Consider the following 14,553-nt stretch of genomic DNA (forward strand, 5'->3'; position numbering starts at 1 on the left):
GCCGGGCCGGGGATTGCTCCGCCCCTTAGTCAGACATCCTGTCTGATGCGGGGCGTGGGCCATCCATGGCCCACTGCTGCGCAATCCCCGACCCGGCGGGCGACGCTCCAGCATTTCATTGCCCGGTCTTCGTCTGTGGCCCGTCATTCCCGCGAAGGCGGGAATCCATGGACGCTGCCGTTTTGCCGTCATCCCCGCGAAGGCGGGGATCCAGCGTCGTCACTCCGGTCACAACCGGTACGCAACCGCCTTCATCAGCTTCGACGCCGCAGCCATCAGGGTCGGCACCGGCATCGGCAGGATGCGCGCACCGGCGGCTTCGGCATTGTCGGCATGGCGGGCCTCGTCGGCCTTCATCACTTCCAGGATCGCGCGGCTGCGCGCGTCGGCGGCCGGCAGGGAGTCGAGGTGTTCGTCGATATGCGCCTCGACCTGGCGTTCGGTCTCGACCACGAAGCCCAGGTTCCAGCCGTCCCCGCGCAGGCCGGCGAGTGCGCCGATGGCGAAGCTGCCGGCGTACCAGATCGGGTTGAGCAGGCTCGGACGGCTGTCGAGTTCGCGCAGCCGGTCGGCGCACCAGGCCAGGTGGTCGGTTTCTTCCTGTGCCGCCTCGAGCAGGTGCTCGCGCGTCGCCGGATCGCGCGCGACCGCGGCCTGGCCGCAGTACAGCGCCTGCGCGCAGACTTCGCCGACATGGTTGATCCGCATCAGGCCCGCCGAGTGCTGGCGCTCGTCGTCGTCGAGTTCGATCTGCGCGACATCGGACGATGGATTGGCGCGCATCGCGGCAGGGGCGCCGAACACGGTGTCCAGCGCACGTTGCGTGTCGGTGAGGAAACGGTCGAGTTGCGTGAGTTCGCGTGTCGTGTCCATGGCCGAAGTTTACCCGGTCGCGACCGAAGCGGCCGATGAAGGCGGCGCCTCGACCAGTCCCGCAAGGAATTCGAGCGGATGCTGCACCAGCACCGCGGTGCCGGAGCCCAGATGCAGGCGGCAACCGATATTGGCGCTGAGCAGCCGGGTGGCGCCGGATTCGTGGAGTTGCTCCAGCAGCGGCGCGCGGAACCCGTCGGCGCGCTGCGGTTCGGCCAGCATCTGCACGCCGGCGGCGCCGCAGCAACCCAGGCCGCGATCGAGTTCGATGACCTGCAGGCCGGGAACGGCCGACAGCAGTCGCCGCAGCGAAGCGACAGAGCGCACGACATTGCGCTGCGTGCAGGGCAGGTGCAACGCGACGCGTTCGTGGCAGTGGCGCCAGCGCAGCGCCGTGCCGCGGGCGCGCACCTGTGCCTCGAGGAATTCGATGGCGTCGACCACATGCGCCGCGCCATCGAGCGATTTCGCCACCGATTCGTGGCAACCGCTGGCGAGTGTCAGCACCGTCTCCGCGCCGGCGAAGGCGTCGCGGTTCTGGCGCGCCAATGCCGCAGCGGCTGCCTCGTTGCCGGCATGCGCGTGCACGCTGCCGCAACAGTTCTGCGCGGTCGGCTCGGCGATCTCGATGCCCATGGCGGCGAAACAGTCGACCAGACCCCTGCGCAGTCCGGCCTCATAGGGTCGGGCGACGCAACCGGTAAACAGCGCGATGCGGGAATCCGTTCGCGCGCCGTTTTCGCCGGCGACCCAGGCCGGCGGGGCCGGCAAGCGTCGCCAGTGAGCCGGCAGCCAACGGCGGACCTGCCGGTACAGGCCCAGCAGGCCGGCCAGCAGCCGGGGCCGCCGGACCAGGCTCTCGATGCCGCGCTGTTGCCAGCCAGGCAGGCGTCGCTGCCGCTGCCTGGTGCGCGCCAGCGTGAGCAATTGGCCATACTGCACCCCCGCCGGGCAGACCGATTCGCAGCTGCGGCAGCCCAGGCAGTGGTCCAGGTGGGCATCGCCGGCCGCGGTCGGTTCGATGGTTCCCACGGCCCAGGCCTTGGCCAGGGCGATGCGGCCGCGCGGCGACTCGCTCTCGATGCGGGCCGCTCCGTAGGTAGGGCAGGCCGGCAGGCACAGGCCGCATTGCACGCAGCGGTCAGCCAATGCCACCAGGGGGTCAGGCTGGCGCGGGGCAGGGGGCGAGGCGGTGGCTGGCATCGAGGAAATGCTAGCACCAGGCTTGTTGTGTTCAGTCCGGTGGGTTGCGCGGCCCCGCCTGGCCCGTTATGATTCCGCTTCTTTCACAGCGCGTGGCGAAATTCCGCGGTTCGGCCCAGCCGGATTGCCTGCGGAATCAGCCCGACAACGCACACACCAGACACGTCATGAAGACTTTCACCGCCAAAAACGAGACCGTCCAGCGTGACTGGTACGTGGTCAACGCCGAGGGCAAGACCCTGGGTCGCCTGGCCTCCGAGCTCGCACGCCGCCTGCGCGGCAAGCACAAGCCGGTTTTCACCCCGCACGTCGATACGGGTGACTACCTCATTGTGATCAACGCCGAAAAGATTGCCGTCACCGGCAACAAGCTCGCCGACAAGCAGTACCACCGCTTCACCGGCTACATCGGCAACCTGAAGACCGAGACCCTCGCCCAGGCGCTTGAGCGCCACCCCGAGCGCGTCATCGAGACCGCCGTCAAGGGCATGCTGCCGAAGAATCCGCTCGGCCGTGCCATGTACCGCAAGCTCAAGGTCTACAAGGGCTCCGAGCATCCGCACGCCGCCCAGCAGCCGCAGCAGCTGGATATCTAAGAGACATCACATGGCAATCCAGCAGAACTACGGCACCGGCCGCCGCAAGTCCTCCACCGCCCGCGTGTTCCTGCGCAAGGGCGCTGGCAACATCGTCGTCAACCAGCGTCCGCTGGATGAGTTCTTCGGTCGCGAGACCGCGCGCATGATCGTGCGCCAGCCGCTCGAGCTGACCCAGTCGACCGACAAGTTCGACGTCGTGGTCACCGTCGCCGGCGGCGGCATCACCGGCCAGGCCGGTGCGATCCGCCTGGGCATCGCCCGCGCGCTGGTCGAATACGACGAAACCCTGAAGTCCGAGCTGCGCAAGGCTGGCTTCATGACCCGCGACGCCCGTGAAGTCGAGCGTAAGAAGGTCGGCCTGCACAAGGCACGTCGCGCTACCCAGTTCTCCAAGCGCTAATTTCTGCGCTAAAATTGATTGCATAGCCCCGTCGCCAAGCGGTAAGGCACCTGACTCTGACTCAGGCATTCGGTGGTTCGAATCCATCCGGGGCTGCCATATCAAACAAAGAACCCGCCGCAAGGCGGGTTTTTTGTTGCCTGCGTGTCTGGTCTGGTGGCCGCGTTACGTACTGGGGCTGGTAATGGGGACGTATTCACGCGGGGTAGGAGCGAGCTTGCTCGCGAAGTGCGCGACCGTCGCATGACCGCTGTCGCGAGCAAGCTCGCTCCTACAATGCAAAGCCCCATCGCGTCGTGTATCGCGTGGCGGTTACAATTGAAACTAATGCGCTCGCGCTCGAATCTGGAGTTTCGATGAAGCTTGGTTCCCTGAAGGAAGGTGGTCGTGACGGCACGCTGGTCGTGGTTTCGCGTGATCTGTCGCGCGCCGTGCGCGCCACCGGCATCGCCGAAACGATGCAGCGCGCACTCGAGGACTGGTCCAACACCGCTCCGCGCCTGAACGCCCTGTACGACGCCCTCAATGCCGGCAGCGCCGACGGCGCGTTCGACGTCGACCTGGCCGCGCTGGCCGCCCCGCTGCCGCGCGCCTACGAGTTCGTCGATGGTTCGGCCTATCTGCCGCACGTCGAGCGTGTCCGCCGCGCCCGTGGCGCCGAAGTGCCGGAGAGTTTCTACAGCGATCCGCTGATGTACCAGGCAGTCAGCGCCGGCTTCTATGGCCCGCGCGATCCGGTGCGTGTGCCGAGCGAGGACTATGGCATCGACCTGGAAGCCGAAGTGGTGATCGTCACCGACGACGTGCCGATGGCGGCGACGCCGGCGCAGGCGGCCGCGCACATCCAGCTGGTCGGCCTGGTCAATGACGTGTCGTTGCGCAACCTGATCCCGAACGAGCTGGCCAAGGGCTTCGGCTTCCTGCAGTCCAAGCCGCGCTCGGCACTGAGCCCGGTGTTCGTCACCCCCGACGAGCTGGGCGATGCCTGGCAGGACAGCAAGGTGCACCTGGCATTGACCACGCACATCAATGGCGAATGGTTCGGCGCACCGGAAGCGGGCGTGGACATGCAGTTCAGTTTTGCCCAGCTGGTGGCGCATGCGGCCAAGACCCGTCCGCTTTCGGCCGGCACCATCGTCGGTTCCGGCACGGTCGCCAACGAGGACACCTCGCTGGGTGCCTCATGCTTCGCCGAGAAGCGCACCGTCGAGACGCTGGAGCATGGCAAGCCGCTGACGCCGTTCATGAGCTTCGGCGATGTGGTCCGCATCGAGATGCTGTCGCGCGATGGCGAAAGCGTGTTCGGCGCGATCGAGCAGCGCATCGAGCGCGCCGGCTGATTATTTGCAGAAAACGCAGCGGGGCATCCCGCTGCGTCGAAGTCGACCAGCGCCGCACGAGGCGAGGAGAGGGGACGTGGCAGAGCAATTGCGGCTGTATTCGTACTGGCGCTCCAGCGCGGCCTATCGCGTCCGCATTGGCCTGAACCTCAAGGGCCTTGCCTACGACACCGTGCCCGTGCACCTGCTGCGCGAAGGCGGCGAACAGCACACACCGGCGTTCCGCGAGGCCAATCCGCAGGGGCTGGTGCCGGTGCTGCAGCACGGCGATCGCCTGATGCGGCAGTCGGTGGCGATCCTGGAGTACCTCGACGAGACCTGGCCGCAGCCGCCGCTGCTGCCGTCCGCGGCGCGTGATCGCCAGCGCGTGCGCGCACTGTCGCAACTGGTCGCCTGCGACATCCATCCGCTCAACAACCTGCGCGTGCTGCGTTTCTTCGACCGCAGCTGGCACGTGCCGCAGCCCGAGCGCGACAACTGGGTGCTGCACTGGATCGAAGAGGGCTTCACTGCCCTGGAAGCGATGCTGGCCGACCATCCTTCGACCGGTCGCTTCTGCGAAGGCGACCTGCCGACCCTGGCCGACTGTTGCCTGGTGCCGCAGGTGTACAACGCGCGCCGATTCGGCGTCGACCTGGCGAAATACCCGACGATCGTGCGGATCGAGCAGGCCTGCCTGGCGCTGCCGGCATTCGATGCGGCACGGCCGGAGCGGCAGCCCGATGCGCCGGAGGAAGTGGCGGCCTGACAACCAGGTAGGAGCGAGCTTGCTCGCGATTGGGCGCTACCGACGCGCGATCGCGAGCAAGCTCGCTCCTACGGGTGGCGCGGTTACTGCGTAACCGCGTCGTAGACCTCGGCGTAGGGATCGTGCTCGCCGGTGGAGCCTTCCGAGAGACGGAACTTCAGCGACAGACCTTCGCGCGAGTCGGCGGCCTTGAGCGCTTCTTCCATGTCGATCCTGCCTTCCTTGTGCAGGCGGAACAGGCACTGGTCGAACGACTCCATGCCTTCTTCCAGCGACGCTTCCATCGCCGGCTTGATCTCGTGCACCTGGCCACGGCGCATCAGGTCGCGCACGTGCGGCGTGTTGATCAGCACTTCCGCCGCCGGCAGGCGACGACCGTCGCTGCCCACGACCAGTCGCTGGCTGACCACCGCGCGCAGGTTCAGCGCGAGGTTCATCAGCACGTTCTTGTGCGCGGCCTCGGGGAAGAAGTTGAGGATGCGCTCGAGCGTCTGGTCGGCGTTGTTGGAGTGCAGCGTGGCCAGGCACAGGTGACCGGTTTCGGCGAAGGCGATCGCCGCTTCCATCGTGGTCGCGTCGAGGATTTCGCCGATCAGGATCACGTCCGGCGCTTCACGCATCGCGTTCTTGAGCGCGTTGTGGAAGGCGTGCGTGTCCAGGCCGACTTCGCGCTGGTTCACGATCGACTTCTTGTGCTTGTGCAGGTACTCGATCGGATCCTCGATGGTGAGGATGTGACCGGAGATATTGCTGTTGCGGTAGTCGATCATCGACGCCAGCGTGGTCGACTTGCCCGAGCCGGTGGAGCCCACGATCAGCACCAGGCCACGCGGGGCCATGATGATGTCCTTGAGCACCTGCGGCAGCTGCAGTTCCTCGATCGACGGAATAACGCTGCGGATGGCACGGATCACCATGCCGACTTCGCCGCGCTGCTTGAACACGTTGATGCGGAAACGGCCGGCTTCGGGCAGGGCCAGGGCCATGTTCAGTTCGAGATCGCGCTCGAACAGCGGCACCTGCCCCTCGTCCATCAGCGAGTAGGCGATCTTCTTGACCATGCCCGGGGGCAGGCCCGTATTGCCCAAGGGGTACAGCCGGCCTTCGACCTTGATGTACACCGGCGCGCCAGTCGTCAGGAACATGTCCGACGCATTCTTTTCCGTCATCAGCTTCAGGAAATAGCCGATGTCCATACTGCAACCCCTTTTGTGACCTACAGCCAGACCGCAACGGCGTGTACCGTTGCAACCTCGCCAGCGGCTTCCGACAATGGCCGGGCATCAAACCACAAGGCACGGCCTCCCCAATGCGCCCAAGCTTCGCACAAATCCGTTTCCATCTGCTGGCAGCAGTTCTCGCTTCCGCACTCTCCGCCTGCGCTTCGCTGCCGCCACCGACCAGCGAGCTGGCCGCCGCCCGCCAGGCGGTGACCCGGGCCGAGGGCGCCGACGCCGACCAGTACGCGCCGCAGGACCTGGGGGTCGCCCGCAATGGCCTGAGCCAGGCCCAGGCGGCAATGAGCTCCGGCGACGAGGACGCGGCGCGCAGGTTCGCCCTGGCCGCGGCCGCCGACGCCGACCTGGCCTGGGCCAAGAGCCGGGAAGCCCTGGCCACTGCCGAGGTCAACCAGCGCCGCGGAGAAGTCAGCCAATTGCGCCAGCGCCTGCAGGGAGAGCAGCCTTGAACCGTCTGTCCGTACTGGGCCTGGCCCTGCTGGTCGCCCTCGCCGCGGCGCCGGCCGCCGCCGCCGACAATCCCGACGCCGCCCGTCTGTCGCAACGCCTGACCGCGCTCGATGCCGACCCCCAGCTCAATCCGTTCGCCGCCTACGAGCGGCTGGCGGCACGGCAGGCGGTCGACACCTTGAACCAGGCCGCCAAGCGCGACCGCGCGTCGGCCCTGTACGTGGCCGAGCGCCGGGTCCAGGTGGCCGAAGCCATTGCCCGCAGCGATGCGATGCAGCGCGAGATCGATCGCCTTGACCGCGAGCGCAGCGAACTGCTGGTGGAAGCCAGCCGCCAGGACGCCGCCCGCGCCCGCGCCGAGACCGAACGCCTGCGCCTGCAGGCGCAGATGCAGGCCGAGGAAGCCGAGCGCCTGCGTGTGCAGAGCGAGGCCGACGCGGCATCGCTGCAGGACGTCGAGACTGCGCTGAAGGGCGTGGCCGGCGCCCAGACCGCCCGCCTCAATGCCGCCCGAGACCGCCAGGCCAAGCTGGCCCGCGAAGAGGCCGAGCTCACCACGGGTGGCAAGCTGCCCAGTGCCAGGCGCGACAGCCGCGGCGAAGTGTTTGCCTTGCCGAAGGACAGCTTTGCCTCGGGCAAGGCGGCCCTGAGCGGCGGCGGCGACACCACGGTCAAGACCGTGGCCGCCTACGCACAGGCCTCCTCGTCGCCGGCGGTGAAGATCGAGGCCACGGGCAGTGATGCCAAACTGGCCCAGCGCCGTGCCGAAGCGGTGCGCGATGCACTGGTCGCTGGCGGCCTCCCGGCCGGCAGGATCCAGGCCTCCGGCCGCAGCGGCAAGGGCGACCGTGTCGATGTCGTGGTCCAGTCCAAGTAACCCGGCAAGCTAACGGAAATTCAACTACCGGGCGCCCATTCACAGGCGCCCGGAGACCCTCGCCAAGCTGACTGCGACGGAGTGCGCGAAGTCGCCAGATTCAGGCACGTGGAGGCCTTGCCGACCGCAAATGGGAGGAGTAGGGTCGGTTATCCAAGCGGCCTGTTTTCCGCTTGGCGATGAGCCAGGTCGATGACGCCAACAGCCCTTGCGCAGGATCCAGCCGCCCCACGCTCCATGGTGGTCGGCCTGTGCGAAGCCGGCCCATTCCCGAGTGATCTGGTCCCGACCGATTTCGTTGTACCCCACGACCCCGCTACGCCCTGGTCTCACGACCGGGGCGTTTTCGTTTGCGGGGCCTTCCGCATGGTCCGCGGCCGCCCGGCCACGGGATCACGAAACCGCTGAAGGAGGCTTTACATGTTCGAAGAACGACCGCAGCCAGAGATCGACGCACTGATGAAGAGCAACCCGGAATTCAAGCAGCTCTATCAGCGCCACAAGGATCTCGACAAGAAGGTGATGGACGCCGAACTCGGCGTACTGCCTATCGATGACATGACACTTGCGCAGATGAAGCGCGAAAAGTTGGCTGCGAAGGACCGCCTGGTCCGCCTGTACGACACTCAACATCACTGAGTCTCCTCACCTCACCACTTCCTCGCCGCGGATGGCGACTTCCTCGTCGGTCTCTCCATCCGCGTCTCCCGGAACCGGGGCGGCTGCTGGCAACGGCAGCCGCCCCGGTGCGAAGGAAAGCGGGGCGTCTTAAACTCCCCGCATGACAATCCATCAATCCGTACTCGAACTGGTCGGCGCCACGCCGATCATCAAGGCTCAGCGCCTGGACACCGGCGTCTGCGAGCTCTTCCTCAAGCTTGAATCACAGAACCCCGGCGGCTCGATCAAGGACCGCATCGGCCTGTCGATGATCGAGGCGGCTGAGAAGGCCGGCCGCATCAAGCCCGGCGACACCCTGGTGGAAGGCACGGCCGGCAATACCGGCATCGGCCTGGCCCTGGTGGCGCAGCAGAAGGGCTACAAGCTGATCCTGGTGGTCCCGGACAAGATGAGCCGGGAAAAGATCTTCAACCTCAAGGCGATGGGCGCGCAGGTCGTGCTGACCCGCTCGGATGTCGCCAAGGGCCATCCGGACTACTACCAGGACCTGGCCGAGCGCCTGGCCCGCGAAACCCCGGGCGCGTACTTCATCAACCAGTTCGGCAACCCGGACAATCCGGCCGCGCACGAGTTCGGCACCGGGCCGGAGATCCTCGAGCAGATGGCCGATGTCGGCGGCGTCGACGCGGTCGTGTTCGGCTGCGGCAGCTCGGGCACGATGACCGGCCTGTCACGCTGCTTCGCCGCGAAGTCGCCGCACACCGAGCTGGTGCTGGCCGATCCGGTCGGGTCGATCCTCGAGGAATACATCAACCGCGGCACGATCTCGGAGAAGTCGGCCAGCTGGATGGTCGAGGGCATTGGCGAGGATTTCCTGCCGCCGATCTCCGACTTCACCCGGGTCAAGCAGGCCTACGCGATCACCGACAAGGAAAGCTTCCTGACCGCGCGCGAGCTGCTGGAGAAAGAAGGCATCCTCGGTGGTTCGTCGACCGGCACGCTGCTGGCCGCGGCGCTGAAGTACTGCCGCGAGCAGACCACGCCGAAGAAGGTGCTGGTGTTCGTCTGCGACACCGGCAACAAGTACCTGTCGAAGATGTACAACGACTACTGGATGCTCGACAACGGCTTCCTGGAGCGCAAGTCGAGCGGCGACCTGCGCGACCTGATCCTGCGCCCGTACTCGCAGCGCGACACGGTCGTGGTCGGGCCCAACGACCTGCTGGTCACGGCCTACCAGCGCATGAAGCTCTACGACGTATCGCAGCTGCCGGTGATGGACGGCGACAACATCGTCGGCATCGTCGATGAAAGCGACGTGCTGTTGCACGTGTACGGCGACGAGGCGCGCTTCCGCGATCCGGTGTCCACAGCGATGGTGAGCAAGCTCGACAAGATCGACGTCAGCTCGCCGATCGAAACGCTGCTGCCGGTGTTCGACCGCGGCCACGTCGCGATCGTGGTCGACAACGACAAGTTCCTCGGCCTGATCACGCGGATCGACCTGCTCAACTTCCTGCGCCGGCGCGTGCAGTGATGAACGCCGCGGCGGCGAGCGAGCGCTGGCTGCCCGGCGACCGGTTGCCCGATGTGCGCCTGCGCGCGCACGACGGCAGCAGCCAGACGCTGCATGCCGAATTCGCCGGTGCGCCGCTGTGGCTGGCGACGCCGGTCGATGCAGCGGCCGCCCGCGCGCTGCCGGCGCCGCCTGCGGGCGTGATCGCGCTCTGCGTCGGTGCCGATGCCGCACTCCCGCCGCCGGCGCCGTGGCAGGCCTTCGCCGCCGATCCGCGCTGGTGCGCGGCACTTGGCTCCGGGCTGTTGTGGGAAGCCGATGCGAACCTGCGATTGCAGGCCTGCCACGCATTGCCACTGACCGTGGCGCCGATGTCGCCGGTCGCGGCGCTTGCGCTGTCGTCGTCGCAGACCGGGTTGATCGCACCGATCCTGCAGGTACCCGATGTATTCGAGCCGGAGCTGTGTGCGGCGCTGATCCGGCATCTGGAGATCGATTGCGGCGGTGGCGATGTCTCGGCGGTGCTCGTGCTCGAGGACGGCCAGCAACGCCTGCAGGTCGATCCGTCGATCAAGCAGCGCCGCGAGGTCATCCCGCGCGATCCGGCGCTCGAGGCGCGCATGCACGAGCGGCTGATGCGACGCGCGCTGCCCGAGATTGCGCGGGTGTTCAATTTCGAAGTGCGCCGGCGCGACCCGTTCAAGCTGCTGGCCTATCCACAGGGGGCGGGCTACTTCCGCGCCCACCGCGACAACGAGACCCCCGATGTCGCGCATCGACGTTTCGCGCTGTCGGTGAACCTCAACCAGGGCGACTACGACGGCGGCGAATTCCGCTATCCGGAGTTCGGCCTCAGCCGGTTCTCGCCGGCCACCGGCGCCGCGCTGGTGTTTTCGTGCTCGATGCTGCACGAGGTGCTGCCGGTCGAGCGCGGCACGCGTTATGCGATGACCACGTTCCTGGCGTGATGTCGCGCCCCGTGGGGGCGCACCTCAACCTCGAGGTCGCAGGCGCTCAAGCAGATGCGCCTGACCCGTCTGCGCGATCGCACGCTCTGCCCATTGCAGGCCTTCGGCGATGGCGTCGGCGTGCCGGCTCGCCGCAGCGGCCAGCTCGCGCCGGCGCGCGTCGGCATCGAAGTGCACCGCATCGTCCTTGGCGTAGCGACTGAGCAGGCTGGACGCGGCGATCCGCCGGGCCCAGTCCGCGGGCACCGCCAGGCCGTAGTGCGCAGCCAGCTGCGCGGTTGCGCCGGCCGGGTCGGCGATGACCCGGGCGAAGTCGAGGTCGAGCAGACGTGGAGCGATGGCCGGGTCGCTGGCCAGGCGCTGCCAGCGCAGTTGCTCGGCCAGCCAGGCCCGGGCCAGGCGCTCGCCATCGGTGGTCGCGCTGCCGAGGTCGAGCGACTGCAACCGCAGCGGCTCGGTGTCGAACACGCCGGCCTTGAGCTGCTCGTCCCGGAGCATGGTCGCCAGCCAGGTCTGCAGATCCACCCACAGCAGGCAGGCCCGGCCGCCGCTTTCGGCCAGCAGCGTCGGTGCCAGGGTCGTAACCACGCTGGTCGGCTTGACCACGACCGCGGCGGTGTCGGCGAAGCCGCGGGCGAGCAGGGATACCACCGGGGACCGCCACGAGTCGGTGGCCGGGTCTCCCCGGCCATGGGCCAGAGTCAGCAGGGGCAGGGGCTCGCGCAGGCCGAGCACGCCCGGGATCAGGTCCAGCAGCCGGCTCACCAGCGAGGAACCGCAATGGCCGATGTGGAACAGCCAGTGCAGCGGCAACCCGTCCGGCCGGTTGGCCGCCGCGGCGTCGACCTCGGCCCGTGACAGCACCCAGCCGGAGACCTCGCGGTGCTGCATCGCCCGGCGGTCGAGGAAGCTGGCCCGCTGGTAGTCCCCGGGCTGGAAGTGCAGCACCCAGGCCTGTCCCTGAACGGGATCGAAGGCGAACAGCGGATACGCTGCATTGCGACTGAAGTCGCCTGGCAGGCGGCTGGGAGCAGTCATGGGCGATGTTAGAATCGGCGGCCGCCCATGCTAGCGGAACTGGAAGGACTTGATGACTGATAGACACGCCGGAGGCGGGGCCCACAAGCCCGGTCTGGGGACGCTTGCGATCCACGCCGGGCAATCGCCGGACCCGACCACGGGTGCGGTGATGACGCCTATCTATGCCACCTCCACCTATGCGCAGGCCAGCCCGGGCGTGCATCAGGGCTTTGAGTACTCGCGCAGCCACAACCCGACCCGCTTCGCCTACGAGCGTTGCGTGGCCGGTCTGGAAGGCGGCAGCCGCGGCTTCGCGTTCGCTTCCGGCCTGGCGGCGACCTCGACCATCCTGGAGCTGCTCGACTCGGGCAGCCATGTCATCGCCATGGACGACGTCTATGGCGGCACCTATCGCCTGTTCGAGCGCGTCCGTCGTCGCTCGGCCGGACTGGATTTCAGCTGGGTCGACCTGAGCGACGCGGCAGCCTTCGAGGCGGCGATCCGCCCCGAGACCAAGATGGTCTGGATCGAAACGCCGACGAACCCGCTGCTGAAGCTGGTCGATATTGCCGCGATCGCGGCGATCGCGCGCAAGCGCGGTTTGATCGTCGTGGTCGACAACACCTTCAGCTCGCCGATCCTGCAGCGCCCGCTCGAGCTGGGCGCGCACATCGTCATGCACTCGGCGACCAAGTACCTCAACGGCCACTCCGACATCGTCGGCGGCATGGCCGTGGTCGGCGATGACGCCGAGATCGCCGAGCAGATGGGTTTCCTGCAGAACGCCATCGGCGGCGTGCAGGGTCCGTTCGACAGCTTCCTGGCGCTGCGTGGCTTGAAGACGCTGCATCTGCGCATGAAAGCGCATTGCGAGAATGCGCAGGCGCTGGCGGAGTGGCTTGAGGGCCATCCGGCAGTGGAGAAGGTGCTCTATCCTGGCCTGAAGTCGCATCCGCAGCATGAGCTGGCGAAGCGGCAGATGGATGGGTTTGGCGGGATGGTGAGCATCTACGTCAAGGGCGGCGAAGCGGCCGCGCGCCGGATGATGGAGCGCTGCGAGCTGTTTGCCATCGCCGAGTCACTGGGTGGCGTGGAAAGCCTGATCAATCATCCGGCGATCATGACGCATGCGTCGGTTCCGGCGGAGCGGCGGGCGCAGTTGGGGATCACCGACAACCTCGTGCGTCTGAGCGTGGGCGTGGAAGACCTCGCGGATCTGACCGCCGAGCTGGAAACAGCGCTCTCCAACTGAGATGAAGTTCGCGCAGCAACTTGGCATCAGCAAGGACTTGCTTGCACTGAGGGTGCTCACCTGGGTCCGCGGGCACGCATGGTTGCGTGCAGCGTACCGTGTCGTCCCGCAGTCGCTGCGCAGCGAGCTACGGCAGTCGCTGACGGACGCGTCAGGCTCGAACACTACATTCAAGCGGACGCCGGCCTGGGACAAGGTGCCGCCGGTCAGGAGTGGTGAATCATTCCAGGCCGGCCGCGCCGAATCCACGAACGCCGGCGTCAACATCTACGCATACTTCCGTGGCCAGTTCGGATTGGCCGAGGGCGCGCGGTTGTACACGCAGGCCTTGCTGGATGAAGGCTATCCCGTCGCGCTGCACGATATCGAACTCGACATCCCGCACGGATTCGGTGACCGGGCCATGGAGGGGCGATTCACCTCCGATGCTCCTCACGATATCCACCTTCTGTTCGTCAATCCTGATTACCTCGCCGAAGCGATCGACAAAGTCGGGCGCAGCAAGTTCGAAAGTGGGTACGTCATGGCCTGCTGGTTCTGGGAGCTCGAACGCATCCCGGATGCCTGGCTGCCTGCGTTGGATCAGGTCGACGAAGTCATGGTGGCGTCCACGTTCGTCGAGGATGCCTTCCGGAAGATCACGTCAAAGCCTGTCCTCAACGTGCCCATTCCCGTCGGCGAAGTCGACGATAGCGGACTGGAGCGTGCCGACTTCGGCCTCCAGCCAGATGCCTTTGTCTTCCTGAGTACGTTCGATTTCAATTCAAGCATCGAGCGCAAGAATCCGTTTGCTGCGGTGCAGGCATTCCAGGCGGCGTTCCCGCCGGAACGGCGCGACGTCCAGCTCCTGGTCAAGTCGAGCAATGGCCATCGCTATCCCGAGATGTTCCTGCGGCTGCTGTCGGCGGCGGCGGCCGATCCGCGCATAGTCGTACGCGACGAGATCATCGATCGCAGACACCTGCACGCCCTGCAGCGCTGCGTCGATGCCTACGTCTCTCTGCATCGCGCCGAAGGCTTCGGATTGGGTATGGCGGAGTGCATGCGCCTGGGCAAGCCAGTGATAGCCACCGGCTGGTCGGGCAATGTCGATTTCATGAGCCGGGAGGACAGTTGCCTGGTCGACTACCAGCTGCTTCCGCTCGCCGAGGGCCAGTACCCCTTCTGGGAAGGGCAGCGCTGGGCAGAACCGGATATCGTCCAGGCTGCAGCGTACATGCGGCGCCTGGTCGACGAGCCGGGCTATGCGGCCGCCATCAGTGCCAGGGCCGGCGCACGGATCAGGCAGACGCTCTCCCCGCATGCGGTGGCCTCGCGCCTGTCTGCACGGCTCGACGCGATCCGGCTCGCGCGCAGTGGCGCGGTCGCCGACGCCAGAGTCGTGGAGCGATCCGGGGATTGACAGGCACTTGTGGTGCGCTCGACCGGATGGCTGCCAACGCAGCGTC

The 14,553-nt window shown here is 67.0% G+C and carries 15 protein-coding genes and 1 tRNA gene; 12 read left to right on the forward strand and 4 right to left on the reverse strand.

All coding sequences use genetic code 11. The annotated features are described in order from the left end of the window. Positions 1–228: 228 nt before the first annotated feature. Together coq7 and AC3A3Q_RS17045 are read right to left on the reverse strand one after the other, a co-directional pair. Entirely contained in the window at positions 229–873 is a 645-nt protein-coding gene (gene coq7 / locus AC3A3Q_RS17040) for a 2-polyprenyl-3-methyl-6-methoxy-1,4-benzoquinone monooxygenase (RefSeq protein WP_200606930.1), read from the reverse strand. A gap of 9 nt (positions 874–882) precedes the next feature. Continuing rightward, a complete protein-coding gene (locus AC3A3Q_RS17045) occupies positions 883–2,076 on the reverse strand; it encodes a (Fe-S)-binding protein (RefSeq protein WP_487587364.1) in 1,194 nt (397 codons plus the stop codon). A 167-nt stretch (positions 2,077–2,243) separates the two neighbouring features. On the opposite strand from AC3A3Q_RS17045, the gene rplM reads away from it, so the two are divergent. The 5 genes from rplM (at position 2,244) to maiA (ending at position 5,163) form a co-directional block, all read left to right on the forward strand. Next, positions 2,244–2,672 carry a 50S ribosomal protein L13 gene (rplM, locus tag AC3A3Q_RS17050; protein ID WP_158733500.1) on the forward strand — a complete coding sequence of 143 codons (429 nt, stop codon included), beginning with the start codon at positions 2,244–2,246 and terminating at the stop codon, positions 2,670–2,672. A 10-nt stretch (positions 2,673–2,682) separates the two neighbouring features. Next, entirely contained in the window at positions 2,683–3,075 is a 393-nt protein-coding gene (gene rpsI, locus AC3A3Q_RS17055; RefSeq protein ID WP_200606928.1) for a 30S ribosomal protein S9, read from the forward strand. Between the two features lie 24 nt (positions 3,076–3,099). Further along, positions 3,100–3,174 (forward strand) — tRNA-Gln (locus tag AC3A3Q_RS17060). 257 nt (positions 3,175–3,431) lie between these two features. Further along, the gene (locus tag AC3A3Q_RS17065; protein ID WP_487587365.1) at positions 3,432–4,415 is read left to right on the forward strand and encodes a fumarylacetoacetate hydrolase family protein; all 984 of its coding nucleotides are present in this window, start codon (positions 3,432–3,434) and stop codon (positions 4,413–4,415) included. Positions 4,416–4,491: 76 nt separating this feature from the next. Continuing rightward, entirely contained in the window at positions 4,492–5,163 is a 672-nt protein-coding gene (gene maiA, locus AC3A3Q_RS17070; protein WP_487587366.1) for a maleylacetoacetate isomerase, read from the forward strand. An 83-nt stretch (positions 5,164–5,246) separates the two neighbouring features. On the opposite strand, the gene AC3A3Q_RS17075 is transcribed toward maiA, so the two are convergent. After that, positions 5,247–6,359, reverse strand: coding sequence for a PilT/PilU family type 4a pilus ATPase (locus AC3A3Q_RS17075; RefSeq protein WP_158733496.1), 1,113 nt, complete (start codon positions 6,357–6,359; stop codon positions 5,247–5,249). 113 nt (positions 6,360–6,472) lie between these two features. Between AC3A3Q_RS17075 and AC3A3Q_RS17080 the strand changes: the two genes are divergently transcribed. From AC3A3Q_RS17080 to AC3A3Q_RS17100, 5 genes are all read left to right on the forward strand, one after another. After that, positions 6,473–6,850 (forward strand): DUF4398 domain-containing protein, encoded by a 378-nt coding sequence (locus AC3A3Q_RS17080; protein WP_200606924.1) that lies wholly within the window; start codon positions 6,473–6,475, stop codon positions 6,848–6,850. Beyond that, a complete protein-coding gene (locus tag AC3A3Q_RS17085; protein ID WP_487587367.1) occupies positions 6,847–7,728 on the forward strand; it encodes an OmpA family protein in 882 nt (293 codons plus the stop codon). The genes AC3A3Q_RS17080 and AC3A3Q_RS17085 overlap by 4 nt, the downstream gene beginning before the upstream one ends. A gap of 420 nt (positions 7,729–8,148) precedes the next feature. After that, complete coding sequence (locus tag AC3A3Q_RS17090) at positions 8,149–8,367, forward strand: HP1242/YdcH family protein (RefSeq protein WP_158733494.1); 219 nt, start codon at positions 8,149–8,151, stop codon at positions 8,365–8,367. A 142-nt stretch (positions 8,368–8,509) separates the two neighbouring features. After that, positions 8,510–9,886: a pyridoxal-phosphate dependent enzyme gene (locus AC3A3Q_RS17095; RefSeq protein WP_487587368.1), complete on the forward strand. Its 1,377-nt coding sequence runs from the start codon at positions 8,510–8,512 to the stop codon at positions 9,884–9,886. Beyond that, on the forward strand, positions 9,886–10,833 hold the full coding sequence (locus AC3A3Q_RS17100) for a 2OG-Fe(II) oxygenase family protein (RefSeq protein ID WP_487587369.1): 948 nt from the start codon (positions 9,886–9,888) through the stop codon (positions 10,831–10,833). The genes AC3A3Q_RS17095 and AC3A3Q_RS17100 overlap by 1 nt, the downstream gene beginning before the upstream one ends. A 24-nt stretch (positions 10,834–10,857) precedes the next feature. On the opposite strand, the gene AC3A3Q_RS17105 is transcribed toward AC3A3Q_RS17100, so the two are convergent. Further along, positions 10,858–11,871 (reverse strand): hypothetical protein, encoded by a 1,014-nt coding sequence (locus tag AC3A3Q_RS17105; protein ID WP_487587370.1) that lies wholly within the window; start codon positions 11,869–11,871, stop codon positions 10,858–10,860. Positions 11,872–11,923: 52 nt separating this feature from the next. Between AC3A3Q_RS17105 and AC3A3Q_RS17110 the strand changes: the two genes are divergently transcribed. Together AC3A3Q_RS17110 and AC3A3Q_RS17115 are read left to right on the forward strand one after the other, a co-directional pair. Continuing rightward, positions 11,924–13,105, forward strand: coding sequence for a cystathionine gamma-synthase (locus tag AC3A3Q_RS17110; protein ID WP_487587371.1), 1,182 nt, complete (start codon positions 11,924–11,926; stop codon positions 13,103–13,105). Position 13,106: 1 nt separating this feature from the next. Continuing rightward, a complete protein-coding gene (locus tag AC3A3Q_RS17115) occupies positions 13,107–14,507 on the forward strand; it encodes a glycosyltransferase (RefSeq protein ID WP_487587372.1) in 1,401 nt (466 codons plus the stop codon). Positions 14,508–14,553 lie beyond the last annotated feature (46 nt).

This window comes from Lysobacter sp. Soil_C_59 (assembly GCF_057656415.1).

Bases quoted from the DNA above. Each gene is read 5' to 3' on its own strand.
- coq7 (WP_200606930.1), bottom strand. From the start codon at position 873: ATGGACACGACACGCGAACTCACGCAACTCGACCGTTTCCTCACCGAC.
- AC3A3Q_RS17045 (WP_487587364.1), bottom strand. From the start codon at position 2,076: ATGCCAGCCACCGCCTCGCCCCCTGCCCCGCGCCAGCCTGACCCCCTG.
- rplM (WP_158733500.1), top strand. From the start codon at position 2,244: ATGAAGACTTTCACCGCCAAAAACGAGACCGTCCAGCGTGACTGGTAC.
- rpsI (WP_200606928.1), top strand. From the start codon at position 2,683: ATGGCAATCCAGCAGAACTACGGCACCGGCCGCCGCAAGTCCTCCACC.
- AC3A3Q_RS17065 (WP_487587365.1), top strand. From the start codon at position 3,432: ATGAAGCTTGGTTCCCTGAAGGAAGGTGGTCGTGACGGCACGCTGGTC.
- AC3A3Q_RS17075 (WP_158733496.1), bottom strand. From the start codon at position 6,359: ATGGACATCGGCTATTTCCTGAAGCTGATGACGGAAAAGAATGCGTCG.
- AC3A3Q_RS17080 (WP_200606924.1), top strand. From the start codon at position 6,473: ATGCGCCCAAGCTTCGCACAAATCCGTTTCCATCTGCTGGCAGCAGTT.
- AC3A3Q_RS17090 (WP_158733494.1), top strand. From the start codon at position 8,149: ATGTTCGAAGAACGACCGCAGCCAGAGATCGACGCACTGATGAAGAGC.
- AC3A3Q_RS17095 (WP_487587368.1), top strand. From the start codon at position 8,510: ATGACAATCCATCAATCCGTACTCGAACTGGTCGGCGCCACGCCGATC.
- AC3A3Q_RS17100 (WP_487587369.1), top strand. From the start codon at position 9,886: ATGAACGCCGCGGCGGCGAGCGAGCGCTGGCTGCCCGGCGACCGGTTG.
- AC3A3Q_RS17105 (WP_487587370.1), bottom strand. From the start codon at position 11,871: ATGACTGCTCCCAGCCGCCTGCCAGGCGACTTCAGTCGCAATGCAGCG.
- AC3A3Q_RS17110 (WP_487587371.1), top strand. From the start codon at position 11,924: ATGACTGATAGACACGCCGGAGGCGGGGCCCACAAGCCCGGTCTGGGG.
- AC3A3Q_RS17115 (WP_487587372.1), top strand. From the start codon at position 13,107: ATGAAGTTCGCGCAGCAACTTGGCATCAGCAAGGACTTGCTTGCACTG.